We start from the raw sequence: 26575 nt of genomic DNA, 5'->3' as shown, positions 1-26575 counted from the left end.
GTGTAGTAAGCTCCACTGTAATCAGCCCCCTTAGGATGAATGGGTATTCACTGTGATCTTGTTAGTTCGTAGGTGCAGGTGCGGTATATTTCAGGAATGTCTTCGGAATTGGACTTTCGAAGGTCATTAACTCTCCTGTAGTAGGATGAATAAAAGAAAGTACACGAGCATGCAGACCGAGACGGCCTACCGTTTTGGTCTCTGCACCATACTTCTTGTCTCCTGCAATCGGATGGCCGATATCTGCCATATGAACACGAATCTGATTTTTGCGTCCAGTTTCAAGCTTTACCTCAAGTAACGAGAAGTGGCGGTTCGCCTGAATGAGCTTATAATGTGTGATCGCATGTAGACCATCGCCTTCATGAGGACTGGAGTACATTTTCAGGGTAGAGGTTTCTTTTAGCCAAGAGCTCACTGTACCTTCAGGTCTTTTAACGGCGCCTTCGACTAGAGCTACGTAAGAACGTTCTTTCACGGTATCCTTCCACGTAGTTTGCAGTGCTTGCTGGATCCGTTCGCTTTTGGCAAACATCATTACCCCAGACGTATCGCGGTCCAAGCGGTGAACGACAAAAATTCGATTCTTAGGATTGCTGATGCGGACATGCTCCATAAGCTGGCGGTAAGCTGTTAATTCATTTTCTTCCGCAGTGGCAATCGACAGCAGTCCAGCATCCTTCTGAATAATGATTAGATCATCATCTTCATGGACGATGGTGAGTCCGATCATTTCCGCTACTTGTACAGGTTTCTCTTGATCAATCGTCACAGTTTGACCCGGATGCAATTGAAAATTATGCTGTGTGACTACTTTGCCATTCACTGCTACTTGTCCACGCGAGAGGATAGATTTAATAGCATTTCGTCCACGGCCTGTGATATGGATGAGTAAGAAGGGTAGCAGCTCAGAAGGTTCATTTACTGTAAAAGACTTGGGCGCTGCGGGTGCTTTAGCTTTATGATTAAGCTTGCCATTTGGCTTGCTGTGGGAATTGCTGTGGGAACGAGTACCTCTTTTGGCTGTTTCTTTAGGATTTCTTCTTGTGTTCATGACTGCATTCTCCGTCCTTTAATATTGTACTCCTCAATATACCATGGGCGGTTAAGAAATACTATGTGAAGGGCAGCAAGAAACGAATTCGATTTATAGATAGAATAGCTGAGCTAGTCCTATCAGCAGGAATAAGCTGAAATATATCCAACCGATCACATTAGCGTATTTCTTTTCCCGGTGCATAGCATTGACTGCATATATTTTAGTATCCACAGTAAGCAACAGAACACTGGAGATCAGCAGCGCAACAATTACGTAGGTTAGCTGGTGATAGAACATAGTAGAGCCTCCTATAAAGGTCATTTAATTTTGTTTAAGACCTACTCTGTCGATGTGAGTTTTCAACTTAACTTCAATACTGAGATTGGAATACTGCTGCTCCCAGTCATGTTTGTCACGAACATGGGCTTTCCAGTAGGAGGGAGCATATGCACGAATATATTCACCCATGCCAAAGACATCGGAATGCGCTTGTTGAGTTTCTTCGATAAGGTGGTTGAAAATACCGATCACTCTCTTTTGAAAGATATCTTCAATCTTTTCTAAAGAACGGCTGGAACTGATAGGGATATCACTACGTAAATGCTCATCTAGAGCCGCCTCTAAAGAGAGGTTATAGGTGATGTGAGGTTTGCCCTCTTTGAATTGAACTTTCACCCTCGTGAACCGGTCGTTGACCTTGAGCATCACCGGACCGAATTCATCAGCATAAAAAAGATCGGAGTATCCCCCGGGATTAATGCCCTTCATGGACATATATGCGCCAATCTCAATGGGAATCGTCGAACCGACCATCACTCCACCACTAAAGTAAGCTAGGCCTTTAATCATGATATTGTCTTCCTGATGTAATGAGACGTAAGGCAGATAACCACTTTCGCCCCATTTGGAATCTGCTGACCAGAATACACCTATATAATCAGCAGGAAATTTCCCCGATGTCACTGCTTTTTCCATGGTAGAGAGGATGTAAAGGGTCGGCACTCGCTGCAGCGGAGGATTAATATTCATAAATTTGGCAGCCTCCCCTTCGGATACTAGCAGCCAGGTCCGGCGACGAACTTCTGGATTGCGACGCAAATAATCATTTAAGTCATCCATGCTTTTTCTTGCTATGTCCTCACTAATAATAATCACTCGTAAATGAATCAGATAACGTGGATCAGAAATTTGCTGCTGCAAATTGTTCATGGCGTCATCTAATGTGTACCCGTATACTTCTACGACCCATACTGGATTTTGATTTCCGCCTCCGCCTTCACCCCCACTGCCTGGTCCGAGTGGAACTCTTCCCGGAACCGCAATTTGGGCGGTTACACGAATTTGGGGTAAGTTAATATTTGCGCTTTTAAGATGAGTGGTTTGGTCATCATTTGTTTTGCTGTCTGGAGGGACGGAATCAATGGATAACCCTAGCACCAATGCACGATCTTCAATTTCGAGCTGGTCCCAGCAACCTGCGAGCAATCCAGACAGGAGTGAGAGAATAAAAATAAGAACTACACGCTTATAAATTTTTTTATTCATGAGAAATGGCTCCTTTATTTCGGATTAGAGAGACTAACCATAATAAAAGAGGATAGAAGGTCAAAAAAATCAAACCGATTATCGCTGTAATGCTAGCAAATGAATAGACCTGAAATATGTTTCTCGGCAAAAGTGAAAAAGTGAAGATAAGTGGAAGTAAGAAACTGGATATTAGGCGGTGATCCTTGTGCCGCAGCACTTGTTGCAGAGAGTATGCGGCTAAGTAGTAGTTCGTAAAGATGGTAGTGAATATAGAAATCACCCAAATTATTATAAAAAGAGCATCAAACCGTTCTAATAGTCCTGCGCCGATGGATATGGAGCGAGCTGCTTCTAGGGTTGGATAGGACAGTAATTTGGTTTCCTGAGCTCCAAACATGCCTAGAGTGACCCAAACGATCATTACATAAATGAATCCAATGATACCAAGCGCAATAGTGCCTGCTTTAAGGATCTGTTGAGGTTTTTTCATTAGAGGAACCAGCAGGATGATGACAAATGTACCTTGATAAAGGCCAGCGGACGTAATCGTTCCTTTGGAAAAGCTTGAAAAGGTGGTGTGATTTCCGGTGAGGGGTAGCAAGTTCAGAACATCAACATTTCTCATAGCTACCAATATAATTGCGATAGCGGATAATAGAATAAAGGGTAAATAAAAAACATGTACATAAGTGAATTTTACAATATTTCTACGGATTGATAAGGAAACCAGTAGGAGCATTAAGAGAATTACTACTTCTATGGGTGTCTTTTTAAAGACAACCGCAACACATACTTCTCCAAATTGGCGCATGGTGATCCCAGCAGAGAAAGCAAAAAACAAAGAAATAAGCATGGAGAAAATATCCGCGAGCCAAGTTCCGAGAAGGCGGCGGCTGAATAAGAACAACGTTTCGTTAGGGAATTTTCGGCAGACAACCGCTGTAAACCAGCAACCTAAAAAAGCAACAGGTACGCCAGAAGCAGTTACGAGCGGTGCACCACTGTCTCCGGCTTCAGCCATATAACGAGGAATACTTAAGATTCCTATTCCTATAATCGTACTGATGATTACAGCCATGACTTGGATCGTTGTTATGGGGCGGTTACTATTCATCAGCTTCACTTTTCTCCTTAAAAATCAGATCGGTATGCATTTTGGGAATATCATTCGCAAGAAGATCGGGATCAGGTGTATTGAGAAAGCTTGGGCGACTTCGCATCCACCATAAAGGTACACGAACAATACTATCCTTGAGGTCCTTCCAAATCGTAGGCACAAAGGGTGTCATGTAGGGAACGCCGAAGGATTCCAAGAATAATAAGTGGTTAACAATAACAATAGTGCCAAGCATTACTCCGTACAGACCAAAGCAGCCTGCCAATATGATCAGTGGAAATCTAAGCATTCTTGAAGAGATTGCGGCATTGTAAGCGGGTGTGGCAAAAGACCCTATGGTCGTTATAGCGACAACAACTACGGTAGTTGGACTCGCCAGACCTGCTGCTACGGCTGCCTGACCAATGACAAGCACACCTACAATAGAAAGAGCCCCGCCAATCATTTGCGGTAAGCGAATGGTTGCTTCGCGCAGCACCTCCATGAAGACTTCCATAATCAGAACTTCCAATACGGCTGGAAAGGGTACGCCAGCTCTTGCACCAGTTATTGCTACGGCGAACTCTGTCGGCAGTAGCTCAGGATTGAAAGAGATAATGGATACATATAAGGCTGGGAAGAAAAGGGAAAATAATAATGCGATCAGGCGGATCATTCTTAGGAGGCTTCCTACAACAAAACGTTCTGTATAGTCATCCATCGTCTGAAAGAACTGATTGAAAAGCGCCGGGACGATGAGGCAGAATGGTGAACCGTCTACAAGGATGATGACTCGTCCTTCTAATAAAGAGGCTATAGATTTATCCGGGCGTTCGGTTGGCTGAACCTGTGGAAACGGGGAGAGGGGATGATCTTCTATGAATTGCTCGATATACCCCGCATCAAGGATGCCGTCTACATTTATTGCTGATAATCTCCTCATCACCTTTTGAACTAGCCCTGGATCGGCTATTCCTTCGATATAACAAACAGCTACTTTTGAGCGCGTCCGTACGCCAAGAGGGGCAGTTACTACACGAAAATCCGGCGTTTGTAGTCGATAGCGAAGTAAAGAGATATTGGATTCTAAATTCTCTATAAACCCATCACGCGAACCGCGTATAACTTGTTCAGTTTGAGGTTGCTCAATGCTACGATGCTCAATTTTACGCAGATTGAAGTAAAGTGCCTGATCCATTCCATCTATGATTAGAACTACATTTCCCTCCAACAAGATGGAGGCTAGAGTATTTAGGTCCTTAGTACGGTTACCTTGTGTTACTTGTACTGTCATACTCCAGATGTAATCAGGTAAATCCTTTAGATCTTTTGGAATTTCTGAGAGATCAGAGGAAACATTCATTAATGGCTTTAAAACATAGTTCTGAATTTGATTCTGGTCCACCACAGAAGAAAAAAAGATAATAGCCGCATCATGTCTACCGTACACCTTGAAGTTACGGACTATAAGATCGCTGTCTTCTCCAAAGACTTGTTGAATGAAGCTTATATTGCTCTCCAGGCTGGAATCCAGTGGCTTTACCGGACGATTGTCCTGGGCAGAGGACTCTTTGCGTGCAGGCTTATGTTTAAAGGAGGTATATTTTTGTTTCCAATTTTGCACGGTCGCTCCACCCTTCTTTGAAATCTCTCTTCTTAAAGCTTGGCTAAAAAGAAGGCCTTTTATGTAAATATTTCAAAGGAAGAACATGGGGACCATAGTTAAGGAGTGTTGCTCAATACACTTTTGACCGCTAAACTAAAGATAGAAACGCTTAAGGGGTTATGAGAGATATGATGATGCAAGCACCTACTATTGAACAGGCGCAGGCTGAGCTGCAAAAATATTACGGTTATCCGGATTTTCGGGATGGTCAGAAGAAGATTGTTCAGAACTTGCTGGAAGGTCGCGACACACTCGGTATTCTTCCTACGGGAGGTGGGAAATCGATTTGCTATCAAGTTCCCGCACTGCTGCTTCCTGGGCTGACACTGGTGATCTCACCATTGATCTCTCTGATGAAGGATCAGGTCGATGCGTTAACCACGGCAGGTATTCCGGCAGCCTTTATTAATAGCACGTTAAGCGGGAAAGAAGTAAATGAGCGGATTCGGGCTGCCCGTCGCGGCGATTTGAAGCTGCTTTATGTTGCGCCCGAAAGGCTAGAGCTGGACTGGTTCCGTCTGGAGATGGCTGAGCTGGCGATTTCCTGTGTGGCTGTGGATGAGGCGCACTGTGTATCTCAGTGGGGACATGATTTCCGTACAAGCTATTTGTCGGTATCGCCTTTTGTGAACGAGTTGCCAGAACGGCCAATTTTGGCTGCATTTACAGCGACGGCAACACCAGAGGTTATGGAGGATATGGTTCGGCTGCTGCGTCTGCGCGAGCCGGGTATTTTCATGACTGGACTCGGAAGAGATAATTTAGCGATGTCTGTGCTACGTGGAGAGAATAAGCGGGAGTTCGTCATGGATTACACCGCAACGCATTCTCATCAGCCGGGTATTGTATATGCGGCTACACGCAAAGAAGTGGATGATCTATATCAAAGGCTGCAGGCTTCAGGAATAGCGGCAGGCCGTTATCACGCAGGTATGAATGATCAGGAGCGGGCAGATAGCCAGGAAGGCTTCCTTTATGACGATATCCGGGTCATGGTGGCCACCAACGCTTTTGGGATGGGGATTGATAAATCCAATGTCCGGTACGTAATACATTACAATATGCCAAAAAATATGGAAGCTTATGTTCAGGAAGCAGGCCGTGCTGGTCGTGACGGGGAGCCGAGTGAATGTATTTTGCTTTTTAGCGCGCAGGATATTATGACCCAAAAGTTCCTGATCGAGCAGAATCCACAGGATACGGACCGTAAAGCTAACGAATATCGCAAGCTTCAGCAAATGATTGATTATTGTTATACTACCCGCTGCTTGCGCAGTGCCCAGCTGGATTATTTCGGTGAGGAGCATGAGGACAAGTTATGCGGCATTTGCAGCTCATGTACAGATGAACGAGAGCTTGTAGATATGACCGTAGATGCGCAGAAGATATTCTCCTGCATTCACCGTATGCGGGAACGTTATGGAGTTGCGTTGGTGGCTTCTGTGCTGAAAGGTTCTCGTAATCAGAAGGTGATGCAGTATGGTTTTGATAAGCTGCCGACCCACGGTGCGATGTCGAGCCGGACAGAGAAGGAGATCTCAGAGAGCATCAATGTACTCATCTCTGAGGGATATCTTGCTTTATCTGAAGGACAATACCCCGTAGTGCGGCTCCAGCCTTTGGCTGCTGAGGTACTGCGCGGACAGCGTGAGGTCATGCAGCGAGTAGCGCGGCCATCACGAGCAGGTGCGGCATCTGGTACGCGAGTTCGTAGTCGCGGGCATGACCTGTCACCTTCGGCAGTCAATGAGACCGTCTTTGAGCAGCTGCGTCTGATCCGGCGAGAGTTGGCGGGACGTGAGCATGTGCCCTCATATATTATTTTTAATGATGCCACGCTGCGTGAGATGAGTGTGGTTTGCCCGCAGACCGAAGCGGAAATGCTGAGGGTAAAGGGTGTCGGGGAAGTGAAATACCGGAAGTATGGTAAGGCATTCCTAGAGTTTTTTCAAAATGAAATGTAGAAAAGGTCGTGTAGCATTGAAAATCGTTCTGACCACGCTAAACGCAAAATATATCCATACCTCACTGGCGATCCGTTTGCTTAAAGCCTACAGTGAGCATGAATTTAAAGATATTCATTTGGTGGAGTACACCATTAAAGATCCCGTGATGAATATCGTGTCCGACTTGTTTCAGAAACGGCCAGATGTGATTGGCTTCTCCTGTTATATCTGGAATATCGAAGAGACGCTCAAGCTGATCGGAATTCTTAAGCAAGTGATGCCTGAGGTTACGATTGTTCTCGGAGGACCGGAAGTCTCTTATGAGCCGCTGCATTGGATGAAGAGAGAAGCTGGCATTGATTTCATCGTAAACGGAGATGGAGAAGAGACCTTTCATCATTTGTTGCAGGAGCTGAGAGACGACCGGAAATTTCATTTTGTGTACGGAGCTGCTTATCGTAAGGGAGAGGAGATCATTGTAAATCCACCTCGTCCCAAAAGCGATCTAAATACGCTGCCTACACCGCATCGTTTTCCAGAGGATATTCCAGATCTGAGCAAACGTATTGTTTATTTTGAGACGAGCCGTGGGTGCCCGTTTAACTGTCAATTTTGTTTATCCAGTATTGAGGTAGGCGTACGTTATTATGATATTGAACGAGTGAAGTCTGATTTACTCTACTTAATTGAAAATGGCGCCAAAATCATTAAATTCTTGGACCGCACCTTCAATATCAACCGCAACTATGCGATGGAAATGTTTCAATTCCTGATCGATAATCATCAAGGCTGTGTGTTCCAGTTTGAAATCACAGCAGATATCATGCGGCCAGAAGTTCTGGATTTCCTGTCGAATAATGCGCCTCCGGGCATCTTTAGATTTGAGATTGGTGTACAGTCTACAAATGATGAGACGAACGAGCTTGTTAAACGCCGCCAGAATTTCAAGAAGCTCTCTCGTACGGTAATGAAGATTAAGGAAAGCCGCAATATCGATCAGCATCTGGATTTGATCGCGGGGCTTCCGATGGAGGATTACTCCACCTTCCGCAAAACCTTTAATGATGTATTCGTTATGGAGCCAGAAGAGCTGCAACTTGGATTCCTCAAAATGCTTCGCGGGACGGGTCTGCGTGCACAGGCGGCAAAATATGAGTATACGTATATGGAACATGCCCCTTACGAAATTCTTAGCAGTCATATGATGACCTTCTCGGATATTATTCGTTTGAAGCGGCTTGAGGATGTGCTGGAGAAATACTGGAACAGCCACCGGATGGACCATACAGCCAAATACTTGATCCGTCACGTGTTTGATTCACCATTTGATTTCTTTCAGGAGTTCGGTGACTACTGGGAGGAGAGAGGCTGGCAAAAGATTGGGCATCAGCTAGAAGATCTCTTTACCCGTTTGCAGTCCTTCTTGATAGATCGAGGGACTCCGTCTATGGATATTATTACTGGGCTAATGAAGCTTGATTATTTCCTAGGACACAAGTATAAGCCTCGCAAAATCTGGTGGGATTTCGTGCTGGATAAGTCGGATTGGTCGAGTTACTTGAGGGATATTGCTGCTAATCCGGGTCAAATCTCTGCGCAGTTGGCAGAAACCGGACTCAGCGAAAGAGAGCTGCAAAAATATACGGTGCTTGAAGTGCTACCGTTCTCGCTTGAAGCGGTGCTGGAATCCATCAGCGGTCTACGGGCGGATGGGGGTTCAGAGGAAGAGGAAGCAGGCGATGCTAACGACGGGACTGTACCTTCTCCTGAGTCATTGATACAGGGAGTTACAGAGAGTAGTTTAGAAGAGTCTGTCCAAACCACAAGCTCTGCTGTAGCCATAGCTGAATCACCTTCCGTTCGAGAAGGTCGCACGCTGCTAATCGTAATGTATCAGCAGAACGAGAGCCAACGCGCTCAGTATTATACGCTGCCTTTGTAATAGGGCGATTGTGTTGGGAGGAAAGACCGTTCCTTTGGGGGCGGTCTTTTTTTGTTACATGCGCAAGCGTCTTCTGAATTCGCAAGTGGTGGAGGGAAGTGATGATTGGCCATAAAAGTCTTCTAAGACCGAAAACGAAGTGGGATAGTAATGGCTGCCAAAAGCGCCAGATGAGTCCGGGAGCGGAGGGGAAGAAAGGAGCTAGGAGTAATGTAAGCTGCTCACAACCCAAAACGAAGAGCAGCGATCCCCTAATAACGGGAGGATCGCTGCTCTGTCTCAAATAATCCAAAAAACCTACGGTTTTCTTTTAAGCTGTAGTCGTAACCTCAGAAGGGAGATGCTGTTCTAACCAGTTAAGCACATCGGCTGTAACTTGATCCCGGTTCACCTCATTAAGCATTTCATGCCTGCCTCCTGGATAGAGCCGATACTCTACGTCCGATATCCCTCGTTTCTTGTACAGCTCCGCAAGGCGAGGAATGCCTTGGCCGCTCATCCCTACAGGATCCTTATCCCCACCAAATATATAAATGGGCTTACTTGTACATAATGTCCTAAGTGATTCCTCGGAATGGATCTCCCTTAGGAGGTGGAAAAAACCACGGAAAAAGCGTGTTGTACAAATGGCTCCGCAGAATGGATCGGCAATGTACTTATCAACTTCCGCATCATCGCTGCTCAGCCAGTCATATGCAGTTCTTACGGGAGAAAAAGCACGGTTGTAACTGCCGAATACTAAGCTGTTCAGTAGTACACTTCGGTGATGTTCACCCTTTAACTTGAGCTGTGCACTAGCCAGAGATTCTCCAAGGCGCAGCATACCGCGAGGACCATTTGTACCGCTTAGGATAAATCCTGCATAGATTTCGTTACCCTCTTCACACATCAGCTTTTGAGCCAGAAAGGAACCCATACTATGAGCGAATAGAAAGATGGGCTTACCTTCATGTTTGGAGAGTGCTTTGGCTGCTACCTGGAGCAGATTGCGCCGCATCCAATAGAATCCGTCCTCCCCAACATCGCCAAGCAGATCGACTTGACCAGCGGTTTTACCATGTCCCCGGTGGTCATTGACATATACTGCATAACCTACTCCGGTTAATGCTTCCGCAAAACGAGCATAGCGGACAGCTGTTTCACACATACCGTGAGAAATTTGCACGATTCCTCTAACTGGCACATCGGATTCAGGTAACCATTCATAGACATGGATATTTACACCTATGGGATCCGTTAGGGTAAAGCTATTTTCCTTCATGGTCCATTCCTCCTAAAGGTTCTCGACTTATGGTAAATAAGAGCGAAGCACAGTAGAATGACCTTCGATAGCGTAACGGCCGAGACTGGAAGGAATCAGATAGCATTCTCCTGCAGCATAAGGTTGGGAGCCGCCATCCCAAGTAAGATGTCCGCTGCCTTCACAGATGACTAGAATAGTGAAGCTGTCTTCTGTAGTGGTGAGGTCCCATGAACCATTTACGATTCCTTTTTCTACGATAAAATATGGCGAAGCGGCAAGTTGCAGCCACTCTCCAGGGACTGCGTTATCTGTCTTCATCGAAGTAGCCCCGGCGCCTTCATAAGCTGTAACATTAAGTGAATCTTCAATATGAAGCTCACGTGGTTTTCCGTCCAGGCCTGGACGGTCATAGTCATAAATGCGGTATGTAGTGTCGGAATTTTGCTGGATCTCTGCTACAACGACACCAGCACATAGCGCATGAACGGTTCCGGCGGGAATATAGAAGGAGTCTCCTGCAGAGACAGATACTTCTTGAAGGCTATCCATAACGGTGCCTTTCTCCAGTGCTTCCCGCAAAGTTTCACGATCCACGCCTTCTTTAAGACCATAGATGATTTTGGCACCTGGCTTAGCGTCTAACACGTACCACATCTCTGTTTTGCCCAGTTCACCTTGTGGCAATCCCTCATAATCATCTGTAGGGTGGACTTGAACGGAAAGATTGTCGTTGCAATCCAACAATTTGATTAGTAGAGGAAATCTTCCACCCGTTTCTGAAATCCCTTTGCTTCCGAACCATTCATGGCCGAACTGCTCACGAATTTGATCTAAGCCTTGACCAGCTAACTCTCCGTTTACCACCGATGACGTTCCATTCGCGTGATCGGCGATCATCCAGCCTTCGCCAATATGTCCTTCAGGTAGATCTAGGCCGAATTTCTCCAGCGCGCGTCCTCCCCAGACACGTTCTTTAAACTCCGGTTGAAATTTCAAAGGATATGGTTGAGTCATTGCTACATCTTCCTTCCCAAATATAAAATAGTTTGATGCTTACAGCTTAAGAGGGGTTTCCTTTTTTCTTTTCGAGCGCAATCATATAAGGTGAATCCGTGCGCTGCAGCTGACGATAAACAATGCTTTGTGCTACCTTTTGGGAAACAGCTGCTGCCCAAGATTCAACGGCAGCGGCTTCTTTATCTCCGCCTGCATGGCCGGGATAAAGAACTGCCGTAATGATCCCACCTGGACGCAGTAACTGGAGAGAAGCTTCCAAGGCTGTAATGGAGCTGTCCGGCTGAGTAATGATGTTCTTGTCGGCATCTCCTGAAGGCAAGTAGCCTAGATTGAACATTACAGCTCCAACGGTGCCATGCCAGTTCGCTGGAACAGCTTCAGCCATTTCGGCGTGACTACGTTCCAGTAAGGTGACGGTGGCGAGCGAGGGAGCTTCCTCTCTTGCAAGCCGCAGGCGCTCTTCAGCCAGGTTCAGCGCTGCAGCTTGAATGTCAAAGCCGTAGACTTCACCGCGAGCTCCGGTTGTTTTGGCTAGAAAAAGCGTATCAGCACCAGTACCTACAGTGGCATCAATCGCACGATCACCTAAAGTTAACCGCTCAGAGATTAATTTATGAGCAAAGCTTAAAACGGACATAAAGCCCATTAGCTCTTCCTCCAATACTTACCCTGCCAAGTATCACGAGCAACTAGCTCATCGTCAATGGCATTTAGCACTTCCCATTTCTTGAGGCTCCACATCGGTCCGATTAAGAGATCCCGAGGAGCGTCTCCAGTCAAGCGATGTACAATCATTTCAGGGGGCAAAATTTCGAGTGAATCGGCAATGAGCTTCACATACTCGTCCTGTTCCATGAATCGTAGCAACCCAGCTTCGTATTGCTTCACCATGGGTGTTTTACGCATGAGATGCAGAAGGTGAATCTTAATTCCTTGTACATCCATGCGAGCCACAGCAGATACCGTTTCGAGCATCATTTCATGCGTCTCCTGTGGGAGACCGTGAATGATATGGGTGCAGACACGAATGCCGTGACGCCGCAACTTCTCAACAGCATCTACATAACACTGGCTGTCGTGAGCCCGGTTAATTAGCTCAGAAGTGGAATCGTGTATAGTTTGGAGACCCATCTCTACCCACAGATACGTGCGCTCGTTTAGCTCGGCCAAATATTCGACAACATCATCCGGCAAACAGTCAGGCCGTGTAGCAATAGATAGTCCAACGACACCTGGCTGCTGTAAAATCACTTCGAAATATTCTCTAAGCTCTTCGACCGGAGCGTACGTATTCGTATAGGCCTGAAAATATCCGATGTATTTAGCGTTTGGCCATTTTAGATGCTGCTTGTCACGGATATTATTAAATTGGGTGACGAGATCATCTCGGCGACTTCCCGCAAAATCACCAGAACCTCTGGCACTGCAAAAAGTACAACCACCTTTAGCGATGGAGCCGTCACGGTTGGGACAGGTAAAGCCTGCATCAAGCATAACTTTGAATACCTTGGTGTTCAAATGTTCACGCATTTCGTAATTCCAGGTATGAAAACGTTTATCTCCCCAAAGCTGCGGAGGAGTAGTGTATTGAAGATTAGACACGAGGAGCCCCTTTCTGAAAATATAAACATAGATAAGTATCCTTATCCTTATATTTTTCTGAGACGGATGGCATCCTTTATAAAAGAATACACAGCCGTTTCTTATAATCCAATACATTGTATCAAAAAACAGAGCTCGGCGTAACATTCACTCCCGGTACTGGCATGAAAAATAGGCCGAAAGTAAGGCGCTTTCAACTTGAAAATGCTTACATAGTATGTTATATTCAGAGTGTGAAAAGCTGCTGTGGCTTAAAGAAATTCAGCCAGGAGTTCATAATTTCGTGTCGTCCGATCCATAATAATAACCGTGAGGTGATAGCAATGAATTCTCAAACGGTATATGCTGAGGGTAAAGATTCGATTGAAGTCCACTTAACGCCAGATGAAGCCCTTGCACTAACAGGTGTGGAATTTAACGGCAACCCTAAGATCAAGACAGATGCACAGCGTAAAATTCGCAGCGCATTCGAAAAAAAGACATTTGCCACAAGCTCAAACACAAAGTAGATCCTAATCTACCGGACAAGAATGAGCCTTAATTCCAAATATACACAACGAAGGAATTCCCCTGGATAGCTCATTTAAGAGCTGAGCCAGAGAATTCCTTTTTCTTTTTTACCCCAATCCCTTTACTTTTCGGGACAATTTCGGCACAATATTGCAAGTGACAGTTATCGTATAAGAGATAATCGGAGGAATACCTATGCGTTTACGCGGAAGAAAAGGAATACGTGAAAGTTTGGAAGAACAGACCGATCTAGTCATTCTTGACCCTCGGAGTTATAAAGGTGAGTGGTCCAAGCTATTCGGAAATGATCATCCGATCCATGTGGAGTTCGGAATGGGCAAGGGACAGTTTATCAGCCAAATGAGCTTCAAATATCCCGATATTAATTTTATCGGCGTTGATATGTATGATGAGCTGATCCGCCGTGCTGGAGATAAGGCTAGAGCAGTATGGGAGCCGGCAGGTCATGAGACGCCGCCCAACCTGAAATTGGCACTCGCCAATATTGATTATGCAGAGGAAGTATTTTCTCCAGGAGAGCTGGAACGAATTTATCTTAACTTCAGTGATCCATGGCCAAAGAGTAAGCATGCTCGTCGTCGTTTGACACACCCGCGTTTTCTTGACAAATATCGGGGGCTGCTAAGCGACTTAGGTGAAATTCATTTGAAAACAGATTCTCGAAGCCTATTTGAATTCTCATTAAATGCATTTGCGGACTTTGGTCTACAGATGAAAAATATCTCGTTAGACCTACATGCGGACGGCATCATAAATGAGGATCATATTATGACGGAATACGAGACGAAATTTGTCGGACGTGGCGTGAATATCCATCGTTGTGAGGCCATTGTAGGTACGGAAGCGCTCAAGCAGTATCAAGCTACCCGTTTGGACAAATATCGGTTGTAGTTACAAAGCACTACTCCAAAAGATGTGCTTCAATAATAAAGCGGCAGCCTCCAAGTGGTTTGGAGGCTGCCGCATTTAAATTAACTATTCCAATAATTCGATAATGCTCTGAGCACATTGCAATGGGTGGTAACGGGCGATTTCCTCAAGATGAAGTTTTCGCTTATTCTGCACATCCTCGTAGTTGTTTAATAGACGTTCCATCCACATTACGACTACGTCTAAAGACTCTATCGGCTCTCCGAAACCTGCTGCGGTAAAATAGCGGCAATTCTCCTCCTCCTGCCCGGGCAGAGGGTTATAGAAAAGCATCGGTATTCCTTTAGCGAGCCCTTCACTGCAGGTCATTCCACCCGGCTTCGTGACGAGCAGATCGGACACCTCCATCAGCTTGTCAATCTCTCGCGTAAAGCCTATCAAGGATATATTAGGATGATTATAACGTGAGTCTTCTTTCATTTCCTGAAGCAGCTCTTCATTCTTGCCGAGACAGAAAACAATCTGAATCTTCTCTCGCCATTCCGCCAGACAGGCATTTACAACCTGATCGTTCATGATCCCCCAGCCGCCGCCCATGACTAGTACCGTTGGCATATCCTTGAGATTGAATTGCTGTCGAATCTCCTGCTTTCCAGGATGCTGCCAAAAGTTAGGGTGTACGGGTATCCCAGTAACCTGAATTTTTGCAGAAGGAATGTTTCGCATACGCAATTTGGATTTAACCTCTGGTGTTGATACCAGATAACGGTCTACCTCTGGACTGATCCAACTGGCATGTGCGTCATAATCCGTTATAACAGTTACGAGAGGCATCTTTAGGGTAGGATCCACTCTCTTAAGACGAGATACTACAGCACCCGGAATGAAGTGTGTGCAGACAATAACGTCAGGTTTCAACTGCATTACAACATTTTTGGTATGCGTATAAAATATACGATGCAGGGCAAGCGTGGTAAGACGATTAAATGATTTCTGGTGACGGTAGACGTACCCCATCAGCTTTGGCTGAGTCGTTACCGTCTTACGGTAAGCAGACAGAATAATGGGTGCCATTTTGGGATTAAGGAAATTCCCAAGTTCTAGCACCTTCGTTTGTAAATTAGGTGACAGTTGGCGCAGACTGCTCGACAGCGCATAAGCTGCTTGAGTATGTCCTGCTCCAAAGCCTTCTGAGAGTATTAAAATTCTTTTTTTTTGCAATTTTGATTCACCTATTCTCAAAGGTTTTCCCGGTTTAACCATATATACTTCAGATCCATAAGGCTATAGTGCCCGCTGCAACACTGGTTCCGATCACTAAGCCTGCAAAGACATCAGATGGATAATGTAATCCCAGATAAATGCGTGAAAACCCAACAATACAGGCCAGCGGCAGCAGAATAACGGTCAAGGCAGGAAATGCTACCATATATGGGACCGTTGAAGCAAAGATAGCTGTAGTATGACCAGAAGGAAAGGAATGATCCTTTAATGGATTACGAAATGTGTTCGTATCCGGTAACGCCAGATAAGGCCGCATGCGTGGATACAGTTTTTTAGCGACAGCAACGGGCAAATGGCTAACAGCTAGAGCCGTCATTGCTTGCAGGCTAGCGGTTCTCCATGGCTGAGGAGCAAATGCCCATATCAGTATGTTGATAACAATTGTGCTTGTAGCTCCACCCAAATGAGTGAGATAGAAGAGCCAAAAGTTCAGAAAACGATTATGCATTCGACCGTTGATCCACTTAAAAAGGTGCCGCTCCCAGAGATGTAGCTTCATGAATAAATGTCTCATATCTTGTCCCTCCGCCAGTCGGCTACCGATAACAGGTGCTTATGAGCAGTCCGTTCTTTAGCATTAGATCTGTCTTAATCATACTTTTTAAAGGTAGTCCATTTCAAGGAAAAGCTCAGTTTTGCTAGAAATTTGCTAGTTTTGACTTAGAGCCGCTAACGCCGTACAATGATTCAAGCGGACTAAACATGTTTAAAAGGGTAAGAGATAAATAAGGATCCAAATAAATGGAATCCATACAATTCTTTTAAACAACACATATAAAAATTGTGAAGTCTGCCTAGAATAAGAATACTCTTGGTCTATTGTTAAGGGATGCAACAAAAGGGTCAGAAGGAACGTCAAGCAAGCTAGAGAGAAAAAAAAGAACACCGAGAGTGAAAAAAGGGGGCATCAAAAGGTCATGACAGACGCACTGTTTGTTACGCTCCAAGTGATCTTGGCAGCAATCGCAGTATATCAGTTTACCTTTTCGTTATTTGGTCTGCACAAGAAAAAGACAAAGACAAAGTATAAGCCAGAAAAAACATTTGCAGTACTTGTTGCTGCACATAACGAGGAAGAAGTCGTCGGCGCGTTAATGGAGAACCTGAAGCAGCTTAACTATCCTTCAGAACTGTTTGACGTATTTGTAATTTGTGACAATTGTACAGATGGCACAGCTCGCATCGTTAGAGAGCACGGAATGAACGCTTGTGTCCGTACTAACCCGAATCTACGTGGTAAAGGTTATGCCATTGAATGGATGCTCAAGGAGCTTTGGGGCATGCAGCGTCAATATGACGCAGTTGTAATGTTTGATGCCGATAATCTGGCACATACTGAATTCCTGATGGAGATGAATAATGATCTTTGTTCAGGAGCGCGTGTTATTCAAGGTTATATTGACACCAAGAATCCAGAAGATTCCTGGATTACTGCAGCGTATGGTGTGTCGTATTGGTATATTAACCGTTTGTGGCAACTTTCACGCCATAATTTGAATATGGCGAACTTCCTTGGCGGAACAGGAATGTGTTTCGAGACCAATCTCCTTAAAGAGATGGGCTGGGGAGCTACAAGCTTAGTTGAGGATCTGGAGTTTACGATGCGCAGTGCATCTCATGGTGTATATCCTAAGTTCAACTATGACGCAAAGGTATTTGATGAGAAGCCTCTAACTTTCAAGGCCTCTTCAAGACAGCGTCTGCGCTGGATGCAAGGACACTTTACTGTAGCTCGTCGTTATTTTTTCCCATTACTTTGGCAAAGTATTAAAGAACGTAGCTTAACGAAGTTTGACCTTGCGCTTTACGGAGCAAATGTGTACATTGTTTTGCTCACCTTCTTGATGACGGCGGTAATGTGGGTGGATATGGCCCTTTTTAACGGACCGAATATTGCTAATATTTACGGCAGCTTGCCAGTCTGGCTCGGTTTCCTTGCGATCGGTTTGAATCTGGTGACCTTTGGGATTGCGATGGCTTTGGAGAAGGTTAAATTTAAGAAGGTGTACGCTTATCTGGTGTTCTTCCCAATTTACCTGATCTCTTGGTATCCTATTACGTTCTATGCGTTCTTCACGCAGAACAACAAGCAATGGAGCCATACCAAGCATACGCGTGTCGTAAGACTTGAAGAAGTGCAAAGCAAGCAGGTATAAGATATTTAAGAATATTGAATAAAAGAATTGACACTCCGTTTGGAGTGGTGTATAGTATTCAAGTACGCAAATCATAGGGATTGCAAGAAGAAGCACCTGCTTCTCACCTGACTGGCATATTCGCCGGCTGGTTTTGATCTCAATGCTTTATGAATGTTAATGTTCATGAACGTTGATCAAACACGGGGTGTCGGGTGTTACCGGCACCCCTTTTTTATGGAGTAAGGCAGTATAGTTGTTAAAAAGATCCGGAGGTGGAGAGTTATCAGTAAGGAACATATGATCAATGATGAAATTCGGGCCAAAGAGGTACGGTTGGTTGGTGCGGAAGGTGAACAAATCGGAATTAAACCGATCCGCGAAGCGTTGCAAATGGCGATCGATCTTAATCTAGATTTAGTCAATGTAGCACCACAGGCTAAGCCGCCGGTATGCCGCATCATGGATTACGGCAAGTTCCGTTATGAAACGCAGAAGAAAGAGAAGGAAGCCCGTAAGAACCAGAAGATCGTTGATATCAAGGAAGTCTGGTTCCGTGCTAACATTGAGGAACATGATTATCAAACCAAGTTCCGCAATGTGATCAAGTTCTTGGGTGAAGGCGATAAAGTAAAGTGCTCCGTTCGTTTCCGCGGACGTGAGATTACACATGCGAATATCGGCCAGAAAATCCTCGAGCGTGTTAAGAACGAAGTGGCTGATATATCTGTTGTTGAGCGCCAGCCTAAGCTGGAAGGTCGCAGCATGATTATGATCTTGGCTCCTAAAGCCCAATAAATCTGGAGTCACTTGCTTACATGCAATTTGGCGCCGCATAATATTCAAGGAGGAAACACCATGCCTAAGATGAAAACACATAGCAGCCTGAAAGGCCGCTTCAAAATTACCGGAACTGGTAAAGTAACACGTTACAAAGCTCACAAAAACCACTTGCTGTCCCACAAATCTAAACGCGCTAAGCGCGTTCTGAACGGTAATCCAGTAATGGCCCCTGGGGATGTAAGACGTTTGAAACAAGGATTGGCTAACTTGAAATAGTTTATCACACATTTTTGGGAGGTTTATTAATATGGCAAGAGTTAAGGGCGGATTTGTAGTTCGTCGTAGACATAAAAAAGTATTGAAATTGGCAAAAGGTTATTTCGGTTCTAAGCACCGCATTTTTAAAACAGCTAAAGAACAAGTAATGAAATCGATGGTTTACGCTTACCGCGACCGTCGTCAAACTAAACGTAACTTCCGCAGACTGTGGATCGTTCGTATTAATGCAGCAGCTCGTTTGAACGGTCTTTCTTACAGCAAGCTTGTATACGGCCTGAAATTGGCTGGTGTAGAAGTTAACCGTAAGATGCTGGCTGATCTGGCTGTAAACGATCTTAACGCATTCAACTCCTTGGCTGGTATTGCCAAAGAGAAAATCAACGCGTAAGTGTTGTAATATAATCGAAAAGCACCGCCTGCGTGTTGCCCATGCAGCGGTGCTTTTTTGTGTGGTATGAAGTATATAGAATGAGGAAATGATTTCTCTGCCGTAAAAAAACGAGAAAAAACTCTGCTTAATGCAGAGTTATTCCCAGTACTTTACAGTATTGAGCTCGGCAGCGAGCTTTTTACTGATGGTTCTTCTTACTTTACGTAGCTCAGAACGTTCATTAGCTGATTCGCTGATCAATTTCTCTTCATCGGTTTCTGGGATTATGGCAGGAACTGGAGTGGGAGTACCATCCTCCCCAACTGCAACAAAGGTAAGGAATGAAGTGGCAGCGACGGCGCGCTCACCCGTATATAAGTTTTCTGAAATGATCTTTACGAATACCTCTATGCTTGTACGTCCGGTCCAAGAAACGAAGGATTCGAAGCATACGGAGTCTGTAGGTCGGATGGGCCTCAAGAAGTCAACAGAGTCTGTAGAGGCTGTAACGACATTAGCACGGCAATGGCGCATAGCTGAGATGGAGGCTACTTCATCAATGCCGCTCATAAGCTTACCGCCAAACAATGTTTTGTGATTATTAACATCATTAGGGAAAACGCGTCCGGTTTTGAAGACACGGGATTCACGGCAATATTTAAAAGCTGGCATCGTTTGTGGATTTTTTTCATCGGTCATATCTGATAACTTCCTTTCAGTGCAAATACTAAGCAATCATAATAATAGAAAACACATAAGTGTGCAATAATATTTGTAATGTGTTGGAATACTATACAAAGTAAAATAAGGTTTTCTAACATCATTCAAACATGATGATAACATGTCGTGTCATGGAAAGCGGTTACTTACGAAAAAGTACAAATATTTATTGACCTGAGGTCATTTATGGACTGGATTTTAGATTTTATTGCAGTTATAATTTGATCTATGGAATGTCCAAGTAGAACACAGATGACATCCAATATTTTAAGGGGGATCACATTCAATGAAAAAAGTTTTCAAGCTATCTCTTGTAATGTTGCTGGCATTCACAGTAGTATTGGCCGGTTGCGGAAACAACAACGCTAAGAATGCTGCAAATGGCGAGACTAATGCAGGAACAAATGGCGGAACAAATGCCGCAAAATCTGATTTCAAATTTGGTATGGTTACTGACATCGGAGGCGTAAACGATAAATCGTTTAACCAATCCGCATGGGAAGCATTACAAGCTCTTGAAAAAGAAACAGGTTCTTCCGTTAAATATTTGCAAAGTAAATCAAACGCTGACTATGAGCCAAACCTTAACCAATTTGTTAAAGATGGCTACAACTTGACTTGGGGTATTGGTTTTGATCTTGGCGACGCAATTAAAAAGGTTGCTGGTGAGAACGCAAATGCTAACTTGGCAATTATCGATAGCGTTGTAGATGCTCCTAACGTAGCATCCGTTACTTTCTCTGAGAACGAAGGTTCCTTCTTGGTTGGTGTGGTTGCTGGTTTGACTACAAAAACTAACAAAGTAGCTTTTATCGGCGGTATGGAAAGCCCAGTAATCAAACGTTTTGAAGTAGGCTTCAAAGCTGGTGTATTAGCAGTTAAGCCTGACGCTAAAGTTACAATTACTTATGCAGGTGCATATGACAAGCCAGATACTGGTAAATCTCTTGCAGCTACATTGTATAACGATGGTAATGACATTATCTTCCCTGCAGCTGGTGCAACAGGAAATGGCGTATTTAACGAAGCTAAATCCCGTAACAAAGCTGGCGGTGCTAAAGTATGGGTTATCGGTGTAGACAAAGACCAATCCATTGAATTTGGTACGGACGTAACTTTGACTTCTATGATCAAACGCGTTGACGAAGCTGTGAAGAAGGTTTCCAAAGAAGTAATCGATGGTACTTTCAAAGGTGGTACTACAACTGTTCTTGGTTTGAAAGACAATGGTGTAGGTATCTCTGATACATCTAAAGTTAACGTTTCTGAAGAGATCTTGGCTAAAGTTGAAGATTACAAAAAACAAATCATTGATGGAACAATTACAGTTCCTACCGAGTAAGATCTCCCTTTTATTTATCGGATTACAATAAGCAACAAAGAATAAGGCCGGTTATGTGCTGGCCTTATTCCTTGTTAAAGCACTGGTTATGATAAGTTGGACACAGTTATACCGTCTTGAAAAGGGCGGTACATCCGTGTCTGCATGGTAGTTATATATTCTGTGATGAGGGTGATTCCATGAGTGCTGCGGCTCCTGTCGTAGAGTTGAAGCAAATCACAAAACGATTTCCTGGTATTGTTGCTAACGATTCCATTAGCTTGACCTTAAAAAAGGGTGAGATTCTTGCATTGCTCGGTGAGAATGGTGCAGGTAAATCAACCCTAATGAATATCGTGTTTGGATTGTATCAACCGGACGAAGGTAGTATTGAAATCGACGGGAAACCGGTTATAATTGATAATCCCAATAAAGCGATTGAGCTTGGTATTGGTATGGTGCATCAGCATTTCAAGCTCGTGGAACCTTTTACGGTAACCGAGAATATTGTTCTTGGGATGGAGCCGAAGAAAGGTCTTAAAATTGACTATAAATCCGCTGCGGAACAGGTTCGGAAGCTATCGGAGCAATATGGCCTGCAAGTGAATCCAAATGCCGTTATTCATGACATTTCTGTAGGTATGCAGCAAAGGGTAGAAATTATGAAGACCCTGTACCGCGGAGCGGATATTCTCATATTTGATGAGCCGACTGCAGTACTTACGCCTCAAGAAATTACGGAATTGATGGCGATTATGAAGCGGCTTGTTGCAGAGGGAAAATCTATTATCCTGATTACGCATAAGCTTAAAGAAATTATGCAAATATCTGATCGGGTCACCATTATTAGACGCGGAAAAGTAATCGATACCGTAAATACCGCAGAGACTAATCCGAATGAACTAGCTGAGAAGATGGTTGGACGTGGCGTAACCTTCAAGGTAGATAAGAAGGCTCCTGAGGTTGGCAAAACTGTACTCGAGCTGAAGGATGTGAACAGCAAGAGTAAAGATGGTGTCTCAGTGCTGGACGGCCTTAGCTTTGATGTGAAAGCCGGAGAAATTCTCGGAATAGCTGGTGTAGATGGCAATGGACAGAGTGAACTGATTCAGGCCATTACAGGTCTGCGTAAAATTGATTCTGGTTCTATTCAGGTGTCCGGGAACGAGATAGCTAATTTATCCCCGCGTAAGATTACGGAGATGAATGTGTCTCATATTCCAGAGGACCGTCATAAGCATGGTTTGGTGCTTGATTTCTCAGTAAGTGAGAACATGGTTCTGGAAACTTACTATAAGAGTCCATATAACAAAAATGGCTTTATGCAAAATGATGTCATTGATAAATATGCTGAAGGTCTTGTGGAGCAATTTGATGTGCGTACACCTTCAATTCAGACCAAAGCACGTTCTCTATCCGGCGGAAATCAACAGAAAGCGATTATTGCTCGGGAAATAGATAAAGATCCGACATTACTTATTGCAGCACAACCAACACGTGGTCTAGATGTTGGGGCTATCGAGTTTGTTCAAAAGCAGCTTATCGCACAGCGTGACCAAGGAAAAGCTGTATTGCTCATTTCGTTTGAATTGGACGAGATTATGAATGTATCAGACAGAATTGCTGTTATCTATGAAGGCAAAATTGTCGGTGAAGTGTTCCCGCAGGATACGAATGACCAGGAACTGGGTCTTATGATGGCAGGCAGCTTGAAGCGGGGAGGTAAGGCAGTTGAATAAGTTCAAAAAAATCTTCACAACTGACAGCTATATCGTTCCTCTTGTCGCCATCGTACTTGGTTTTCTTGTGGGAGCAATAGTTATGCTTATGGGTGGTTATGATCCGATAACTGCTTACTCCGCACTGTTCTCACGTGTATTTGGTAACTTGTACAACTTTGGTGAAGCCGTGCGCGAAATGACGCCATTAATGCTCACTGGTTTAGCCGTAGCCTTTGCATTCCGTTCAGGGATGTTTAATATCGGGGCAGACGGACAAGTGATGATTGGTATGACAGCTGCGACCGTGGTGGGCATTAAATTTGCAGCCTTGCCAGGATTCATATTGGTTCCGCTTGCTGTTATTATAGCGGGGTTATGTGGAGGTCTGTGGGCTGGCATCGCCGGCTACTTGAAGGCCAAACGTGGGATTAATGAAGTTATTACCACGATCATGTTAAACTGGGTTGCTCTGTACTTGTCGAATTATATTGTAAGAGCATTTCTGTTACTCCCGGGACAGAATCGTTCCGAGGATATTCCAGCTTCACTTTCTATGACGTTTTTGAATTCGTTATTTGACAATGCACGTCTGCACTGGGGAACAGCTATTGCCCTTGCCGCAGCAGTATTCTTCTATGTTTACTTATGGAAGACTAAGCAAGGATATGAAATGCGTGCTGTTGGTTACAATCCTCATGCTGCCGAGTACGCAGGTATGAATGTTGGCCGTAACGTTGTAAAAGCAATGTTCATAAGTGGAGTATTTGCAGGGTTGGCCGGAGCAGGGGAGGTACTGGGTGTATTCCATTATCAATCTGTGTTCGCGGCATCACCAGGATATGGTTTTGATGGTATCGCAGTAGCTCTACTTGGTTTAACACACCCACTTGGTGTTGTTCTTGCTGCGATTCTCTATGGTACGTTGACTTATGGTTCTGCAGGAATGAGTTTTGCTGCAGATGTTCCTCCAGAGCTTATTCGTATCGTTATAGGTTCAATCATATTCTTTATTGCGGCACAAGGGATTGTGCGCTGGGTGCTTAAGCCCTTTTACTTCAAGCGCAAGAAAGAGAAGGTGTTATAGATGGATCTGCAGACGTTAGGTCAACTGCTTAATACAACGCTTGTTTTTTCCACAGCGCTCATTTTTGCCTCACTTGGCGGCATCTTCTCTGAACGCTCCGGTGTCGTAAATATTGGACTTGAAGGTTTGATGATGTTTGGTGCTTTTGCCGCAGCAGTAGGCGGTTATTATGCTCAAGATGCTGGGATGGGTGAATGGGCTCCTTGGATTGGCGTACTATGTGCTATGGCCGTCGGGGTAATTGGTTCACTAATTCATGCAGTTGCAGCTATTACCTTTAAATCGGATCAGACGATCAGTGGTACGGTTATTAACTTTTTAGCCGCAGGCAGTACGCTCTACATGGTAAAGCTGCTGTTTGATGGATCTGCTGAAACTCCACTAATCGATGGGTTTAACAAGGTTTCAATTCCTGGACTCTCCAAAATCCCAGTGATCGGTGAAGGGATATTTAATTCCTATCCGACCACTTATCTGGCCATTGTGCTGGTTATTGTTATTTATTTCGTTTTGTTTAAAACGCCATTTGGACTGCGTTTACGCGCAGTAGGTGAACATCCTAGTGCTGCAGACACCTTAGGGGTCAAGGTGAAGCGGATGAGATATATCGGCGTAATGCTGAGTGGATTGCTGGCTGGTATCGGTGGTGCTACAATCACTCTAACTACAACTGGAACCTTTGGGCATAATACGATTTCAGGTCAAGGTTTTATCGCTATTGCAGCGATGATCTTTGGTAAGTGGAATCCGCTTGGTGCCTTTGGCGCTGCTGTATTCTTCGGATTCTCTCAAGCGATCCGTAACTACGTACAATTGTTTGAATGGTCAAAGGACATACCACAAGAGTTCATCTTTATGATTCCTTACGTATTAACGATCATTGTATTGGTGGGTGCTGTAGGTCGTTCCGCTGCTCCTAAGGCATTAGGTCAGCCTTACGATCCTGGTAAACGCTAGATCTTTTCGATTTTTTGCTTATATCATTATCAAGCCGTATTTCCGGACTTTTCCGGAGATACGGCTTTTTTTGTTAGGATCGATATGGATAAACATTAAGAGGTAAGGGCAAGTGTACAGGCGAAGGTACTTTTGTGCGAATAAACTGTTTTGAAGATGGTGGGAATCAGAGGCATGCAAAACTTTTTGGAGGGGATATTATGACTAAGCCAGTTACGAAAAAGCAGGTTATGAGGCTCATAGGTAAACAGATCATCGCTGTGAAAAAAGATGGCACACAGGTTACAGGAAAGCTGCTTCGTGTATCAGGAAATCGTCTTATTTTGCAACGTGTAAGTGGTAAAAAAGTACAAACTAAAGCAATCATTCCATTAGTGTTGTTTGATTTGCTCGCCATTGGTACTGCCCCTTATGCTTATGGTGGAGGTTATGGAGGAGGCTATGGAGGAGGCTATGGTGGAGCTTCACCTTATGGTGGCGGTTACGGATATGGAACTCCTTATGGAGGTTATGGGTACGGAGGCACACCATATTCACCTTTTGGATTCTTTTGAGTTCCGATAAGTGCTGCTTTGGCTAGGAGAATCGTTTCTCAAGCTCGTAACAAAAACTTAGCGATTGATAACGGGCTACGCTGTAGCCCAATTTTCGATAAAAGGCTAGCGCTGCTGCATTCCCTAGATCGACAGATACCTTAGAACGATGACAACCGCGAGAAAGTGCAAATCTTTCTGCCCGATCCATAAGCATATTTCCCAAGTGTTTTCGCCGAGCATCTGGTGCAATGGCTAGCATATCGATGTAGAGTAAATCACCATGCAGCAAGAAATGGACAAACCCGTTTGGATCGCTTTCATAGTCGGGACAGGTGACAAGTGTGATTCCGTGTCCTAGACGACGGGGTAAATCCTTTTTGATTTTAGTGATTTCAGTTTGCGGCAGATGAGATAATGGAACGAGCTGTCGCTCGATTAAATCAAAAATAACAACGTCATCCTGCTTCGGTCGACGATAACGAATCATAGAGCGTCCCCTTTCCACGCATTGTCGTACATCATATGTTGGGAGAGGGGCAGGCGTTCCGAGAGGGTAGAAGCAGGAGTTGTGACGATTTTAAAAATAAGGGTATTGACTATCCGTGATAGGAATCATATAATGTGTCTAAACATTTTAACGAACATACATGTATCGGCAATGATGAGGACGAAGTTTTAAGGGCTCTTTTGCTCAGAGAGTGTGAGGATTTGCTGCAACCTCCACCGAAATCCCTTATATACGAGCTCACCTCGGAGCTGTTTCCCTGAAAGGTCCACTGGCTAGAGTGGTGGAATTATTAGGGGGAATCGTTTAGTCCGCGTTACGGACTTCAGGTTACAGAGATTAGGGCCCTTGCCTACATCGATGGATTTTTGTATACCTGATAAGGCGTTGCATCGCGAGAT

Annotated in this window: 26 protein-coding genes; 13 read left to right on the top strand and 13 right to left on the bottom strand. The window is 44.5% G+C overall.

Annotation, left to right across the window (positions count from 1 at the left end):
• Nucleotides 1–61: 61 nt before the first annotated feature.
• The 5 genes from ACFWMP_RS08270 to ACFWMP_RS08250 all read right to left on the bottom strand — a co-directional run bounded on the left by ACFWMP_RS08270 (nt 62) and on the right by ACFWMP_RS08250 (nt 5286).
• A complete protein-coding gene (locus tag ACFWMP_RS08270; RefSeq protein ID WP_042185686.1) occupies nt 62–1054 on the bottom strand; it encodes an RluA family pseudouridine synthase in 993 nt (330 codons plus the stop codon).
• Nucleotides 1055–1147: 93 nt separating this feature from the next.
• Nucleotides 1148–1336: a CLC_0170 family protein gene (locus tag ACFWMP_RS08265; RefSeq protein ID WP_042185688.1), complete on the bottom strand. Its 189-nt coding sequence runs from the start codon at nt 1334–1336 to the stop codon at nt 1148–1150.
• Between the two features lie 24 nt (nt 1337–1360).
• Nucleotides 1361–2584 carry a Ger(x)C family spore germination protein gene (locus ACFWMP_RS08260; RefSeq protein WP_042185689.1) on the bottom strand — a complete coding sequence of 408 codons (1224 nt, stop codon included), beginning with the start codon at nt 2582–2584 and terminating at the stop codon, nt 1361–1363.
• A complete protein-coding gene (locus tag ACFWMP_RS08255; RefSeq protein ID WP_379422988.1) occupies nt 2577–3680 on the bottom strand; it encodes a GerAB/ArcD/ProY family transporter in 1104 nt (367 codons plus the stop codon). Before ACFWMP_RS08255 ends, ACFWMP_RS08260 begins: the two co-directional genes overlap by 8 nt.
• On the bottom strand, nt 3673–5286 hold the full coding sequence (locus ACFWMP_RS08250; RefSeq protein WP_197071268.1) for a spore germination protein: 1614 nt from the start codon (nt 5284–5286) through the stop codon (nt 3673–3675). The genes ACFWMP_RS08255 and ACFWMP_RS08250 overlap by 8 nt, the downstream gene beginning before the upstream one ends.
• Before the next feature lie 170 nt (nt 5287–5456).
• Between ACFWMP_RS08250 and recQ the strand changes: the two genes are divergently transcribed.
• Together recQ and ACFWMP_RS08240 are read left to right on the top strand one after the other, a co-directional pair.
• Nucleotides 5457–7292 (top strand): DNA helicase RecQ, encoded by a 1836-nt coding sequence (gene recQ, locus ACFWMP_RS08245; protein ID WP_076284133.1) that lies wholly within the window; start codon nt 5457–5459, stop codon nt 7290–7292.
• 16 nt (nt 7293–7308) lie between these two features.
• Nucleotides 7309–9216, top strand: a complete 1908-nt coding sequence (locus ACFWMP_RS08240) for a B12-binding domain-containing radical SAM protein (RefSeq protein ID WP_379423562.1) — start codon at nt 7309–7311, stop codon at nt 9214–9216.
• 310 nt (nt 9217–9526) lie between these two features.
• Here the strand turns inward: ACFWMP_RS08240 and ACFWMP_RS08235 are convergent, their stop codons facing one another.
• From ACFWMP_RS08235 to mnmL, 4 genes are read right to left on the bottom strand one after another with little or no spacing between them, the layout of a single operon-like run.
• Nucleotides 9527–10477, bottom strand: coding sequence for an alpha/beta fold hydrolase (locus ACFWMP_RS08235; RefSeq protein ID WP_379422985.1), 951 nt, complete (start codon nt 10475–10477; stop codon nt 9527–9529).
• Between the two features lie 27 nt (nt 10478–10504).
• Entirely contained in the window at nt 10505–11473 is a 969-nt protein-coding gene (locus ACFWMP_RS08230) for a type I phosphomannose isomerase catalytic subunit (protein ID WP_042185697.1), read from the bottom strand.
• 46 nt (nt 11474–11519) lie between these two features.
• The gene (gene mnmM / locus ACFWMP_RS08225; RefSeq protein ID WP_379422982.1) at nt 11520–12122 is read right to left on the bottom strand and encodes a tRNA 5-(aminomethyl)-2-thiouridylate-methyltransferase MnmM; all 603 of its coding nucleotides are present in this window, start codon (nt 12120–12122) and stop codon (nt 11520–11522) included.
• Nucleotides 12122–13078 carry a tRNA modification radical SAM protein MnmL/YtqA gene (gene mnmL, locus ACFWMP_RS08220; RefSeq protein WP_379422980.1) on the bottom strand — a complete coding sequence of 319 codons (957 nt, stop codon included), beginning with the start codon at nt 13076–13078 and terminating at the stop codon, nt 12122–12124. The genes mnmM and mnmL overlap by 1 nt, the downstream gene beginning before the upstream one ends.
• A gap of 323 nt (nt 13079–13401) precedes the next feature.
• Between mnmL and ACFWMP_RS08215 the strand changes: the two genes are divergently transcribed.
• On the top strand, nt 13402–13587 hold the full coding sequence (locus ACFWMP_RS08215) for a hypothetical protein (RefSeq protein ID WP_042125061.1): 186 nt from the start codon (nt 13402–13404) through the stop codon (nt 13585–13587).
• A gap of 196 nt (nt 13588–13783) precedes the next feature.
• Nucleotides 13784–14500 (top strand): tRNA (guanosine(46)-N7)-methyltransferase TrmB, encoded by a 717-nt coding sequence (gene trmB / locus ACFWMP_RS08210; RefSeq protein ID WP_379422977.1) that lies wholly within the window; start codon nt 13784–13786, stop codon nt 14498–14500.
• A gap of 84 nt (nt 14501–14584) precedes the next feature.
• Here trmB and ACFWMP_RS08205 read toward each other — a convergent pair whose 3' ends face one another.
• Together ACFWMP_RS08205 and ACFWMP_RS08200 are read right to left on the bottom strand one after the other, a co-directional pair.
• A complete protein-coding gene (locus ACFWMP_RS08205; RefSeq protein ID WP_081382712.1) occupies nt 14585–15700 on the bottom strand; it encodes an MGDG synthase family glycosyltransferase in 1116 nt (371 codons plus the stop codon).
• A gap of 49 nt (nt 15701–15749) precedes the next feature.
• Nucleotides 15750–16277: a phosphatase PAP2 family protein gene (locus ACFWMP_RS08200; RefSeq protein WP_042185706.1), complete on the bottom strand. Its 528-nt coding sequence runs from the start codon at nt 16275–16277 to the stop codon at nt 15750–15752.
• Nucleotides 16278–16680: 403 nt separating this feature from the next.
• On the opposite strand from ACFWMP_RS08200, the gene ACFWMP_RS08195 reads away from it, so the two are divergent.
• From ACFWMP_RS08195 to rplT, 4 genes are all read left to right on the top strand, one after another.
• Complete coding sequence (locus ACFWMP_RS08195; protein ID WP_042185708.1) at nt 16681–17919, top strand: glycosyltransferase family 2 protein; 1239 nt, start codon at nt 16681–16683, stop codon at nt 17917–17919.
• 279 nt (nt 17920–18198) lie between these two features.
• Entirely contained in the window at nt 18199–18696 is a 498-nt protein-coding gene (gene infC, locus ACFWMP_RS08190) for a translation initiation factor IF-3 (protein ID WP_042125071.1), read from the top strand.
• Between the two features lie 60 nt (nt 18697–18756).
• Nucleotides 18757–18957, top strand: a complete 201-nt coding sequence (gene rpmI / locus ACFWMP_RS08185; RefSeq protein ID WP_036679507.1) for a 50S ribosomal protein L35 — start codon at nt 18757–18759, stop codon at nt 18955–18957.
• 31 nt (nt 18958–18988) lie between these two features.
• Nucleotides 18989–19348, top strand: coding sequence for a 50S ribosomal protein L20 (gene rplT / locus ACFWMP_RS08180; protein WP_042125073.1), 360 nt, complete (start codon nt 18989–18991; stop codon nt 19346–19348).
• A 138-nt stretch (nt 19349–19486) separates the two neighbouring features.
• Here the strand turns inward: rplT and ACFWMP_RS08175 are convergent, their stop codons facing one another.
• On the bottom strand, nt 19487–20029 hold the full coding sequence (locus ACFWMP_RS08175) for an acyl-CoA thioesterase (RefSeq protein WP_042185711.1): 543 nt from the start codon (nt 20027–20029) through the stop codon (nt 19487–19489).
• A 307-nt stretch (nt 20030–20336) separates the two neighbouring features.
• Here ACFWMP_RS08175 and ACFWMP_RS08170 point away from each other — a divergent pair, with 307 nt between their 5' ends.
• From ACFWMP_RS08170 to ACFWMP_RS08150, 5 genes are all read left to right on the top strand, one after another.
• A complete protein-coding gene (locus ACFWMP_RS08170; protein WP_042185713.1) occupies nt 20337–21392 on the top strand; it encodes a BMP family lipoprotein in 1056 nt (351 codons plus the stop codon).
• Between the two features lie 179 nt (nt 21393–21571).
• A complete protein-coding gene (locus tag ACFWMP_RS08165; RefSeq protein ID WP_042125080.1) occupies nt 21572–23110 on the top strand; it encodes an ABC transporter ATP-binding protein in 1539 nt (512 codons plus the stop codon).
• Nucleotides 23103–24176, top strand: coding sequence for an ABC transporter permease (locus ACFWMP_RS08160; protein WP_042125082.1), 1074 nt, complete (start codon nt 23103–23105; stop codon nt 24174–24176). Before ACFWMP_RS08165 ends, ACFWMP_RS08160 begins: the two co-directional genes overlap by 8 nt.
• Entirely contained in the window at nt 24177–25133 is a 957-nt protein-coding gene (locus tag ACFWMP_RS08155; protein ID WP_042125085.1) for an ABC transporter permease, read from the top strand.
• Nucleotides 25134–25333: 200 nt separating this feature from the next.
• Nucleotides 25334–25687, top strand: coding sequence for a hypothetical protein (locus tag ACFWMP_RS08150; RefSeq protein ID WP_042185715.1), 354 nt, complete (start codon nt 25334–25336; stop codon nt 25685–25687).
• Nucleotides 25688–25709: 22 nt separating this feature from the next.
• On the opposite strand, the gene ACFWMP_RS08145 is transcribed toward ACFWMP_RS08150, so the two are convergent.
• Entirely contained in the window at nt 25710–26156 is a 447-nt protein-coding gene (locus ACFWMP_RS08145) for a GNAT family N-acetyltransferase (protein WP_042125089.1), read from the bottom strand.
• Between the last annotated feature and the right edge of the window lie 419 nt (nt 26157–26575).

Source organism: Paenibacillus sp. NPDC058367 (assembly GCF_042723305.1).
Classification (GTDB): Bacteria; Bacillota; Bacilli; order Paenibacillales; family Paenibacillaceae; genus Paenibacillus_AQ.
This window is presented reverse-complemented; position numbering and strand designations above follow the sequence as displayed.

Coding starts and splice junctions, on each gene's coding strand:
- ACFWMP_RS08270 (WP_042185686.1), bottom strand. CDS start 1,054: ATGAACACAAGAAGAAATCCTAAAGAAACAGCCAAAAGAGGTACTCGT.
- ACFWMP_RS08265 (WP_042185688.1), bottom strand. CDS start 1,336: ATGTTCTATCACCAGCTAACCTACGTAATTGTTGCGCTGCTGATCTCC.
- ACFWMP_RS08260 (WP_042185689.1), bottom strand. CDS start 2,584: ATGAATAAAAAAATTTATAAGCGTGTAGTTCTTATTTTTATTCTCTCA.
- ACFWMP_RS08255 (WP_379422988.1), bottom strand. CDS start 3,680: ATGAATAGTAACCGCCCCATAACAACGATCCAAGTCATGGCTGTAATC.
- recQ (WP_076284133.1), top strand. CDS start 5,457: ATGATGATGCAAGCACCTACTATTGAACAGGCGCAGGCTGAGCTGCAA.
- ACFWMP_RS08235 (WP_379422985.1), bottom strand. CDS start 10,477: ATGAAGGAAAATAGCTTTACCCTAACGGATCCCATAGGTGTAAATATC.
- ACFWMP_RS08230 (WP_042185697.1), bottom strand. CDS start 11,473: ATGACTCAACCATATCCTTTGAAATTTCAACCGGAGTTTAAAGAACGT.
- mnmM (WP_379422982.1), bottom strand. CDS start 12,122: ATGGGCTTTATGTCCGTTTTAAGCTTTGCTCATAAATTAATCTCTGAG.
- ACFWMP_RS08215 (WP_042125061.1), top strand. CDS start 13,402: ATGAATTCTCAAACGGTATATGCTGAGGGTAAAGATTCGATTGAAGTC.
- trmB (WP_379422977.1), top strand. CDS start 13,784: ATGCGTTTACGCGGAAGAAAAGGAATACGTGAAAGTTTGGAAGAACAG.
- ACFWMP_RS08200 (WP_042185706.1), bottom strand. CDS start 16,277: ATGAGACATTTATTCATGAAGCTACATCTCTGGGAGCGGCACCTTTTT.
- ACFWMP_RS08195 (WP_042185708.1), top strand. CDS start 16,681: ATGACAGACGCACTGTTTGTTACGCTCCAAGTGATCTTGGCAGCAATC.
- infC (WP_042125071.1), top strand. CDS start 18,199: ATGATCAATGATGAAATTCGGGCCAAAGAGGTACGGTTGGTTGGTGCG.
- rpmI (WP_036679507.1), top strand. CDS start 18,757: ATGCCTAAGATGAAAACACATAGCAGCCTGAAAGGCCGCTTCAAAATT.
- rplT (WP_042125073.1), top strand. CDS start 18,989: ATGGCAAGAGTTAAGGGCGGATTTGTAGTTCGTCGTAGACATAAAAAA.
- ACFWMP_RS08175 (WP_042185711.1), bottom strand. CDS start 20,029: ATGACCGATGAAAAAAATCCACAAACGATGCCAGCTTTTAAATATTGC.
- ACFWMP_RS08170 (WP_042185713.1), top strand. CDS start 20,337: ATGAAAAAAGTTTTCAAGCTATCTCTTGTAATGTTGCTGGCATTCACA.
- ACFWMP_RS08165 (WP_042125080.1), top strand. CDS start 21,572: ATGAGTGCTGCGGCTCCTGTCGTAGAGTTGAAGCAAATCACAAAACGA.
- ACFWMP_RS08155 (WP_042125085.1), top strand. CDS start 24,177: ATGGATCTGCAGACGTTAGGTCAACTGCTTAATACAACGCTTGTTTTT.
- ACFWMP_RS08150 (WP_042185715.1), top strand. CDS start 25,334: ATGACTAAGCCAGTTACGAAAAAGCAGGTTATGAGGCTCATAGGTAAA.
- ACFWMP_RS08145 (WP_042125089.1), bottom strand. CDS start 26,156: ATGATTCGTTATCGTCGACCGAAGCAGGATGACGTTGTTATTTTTGAT.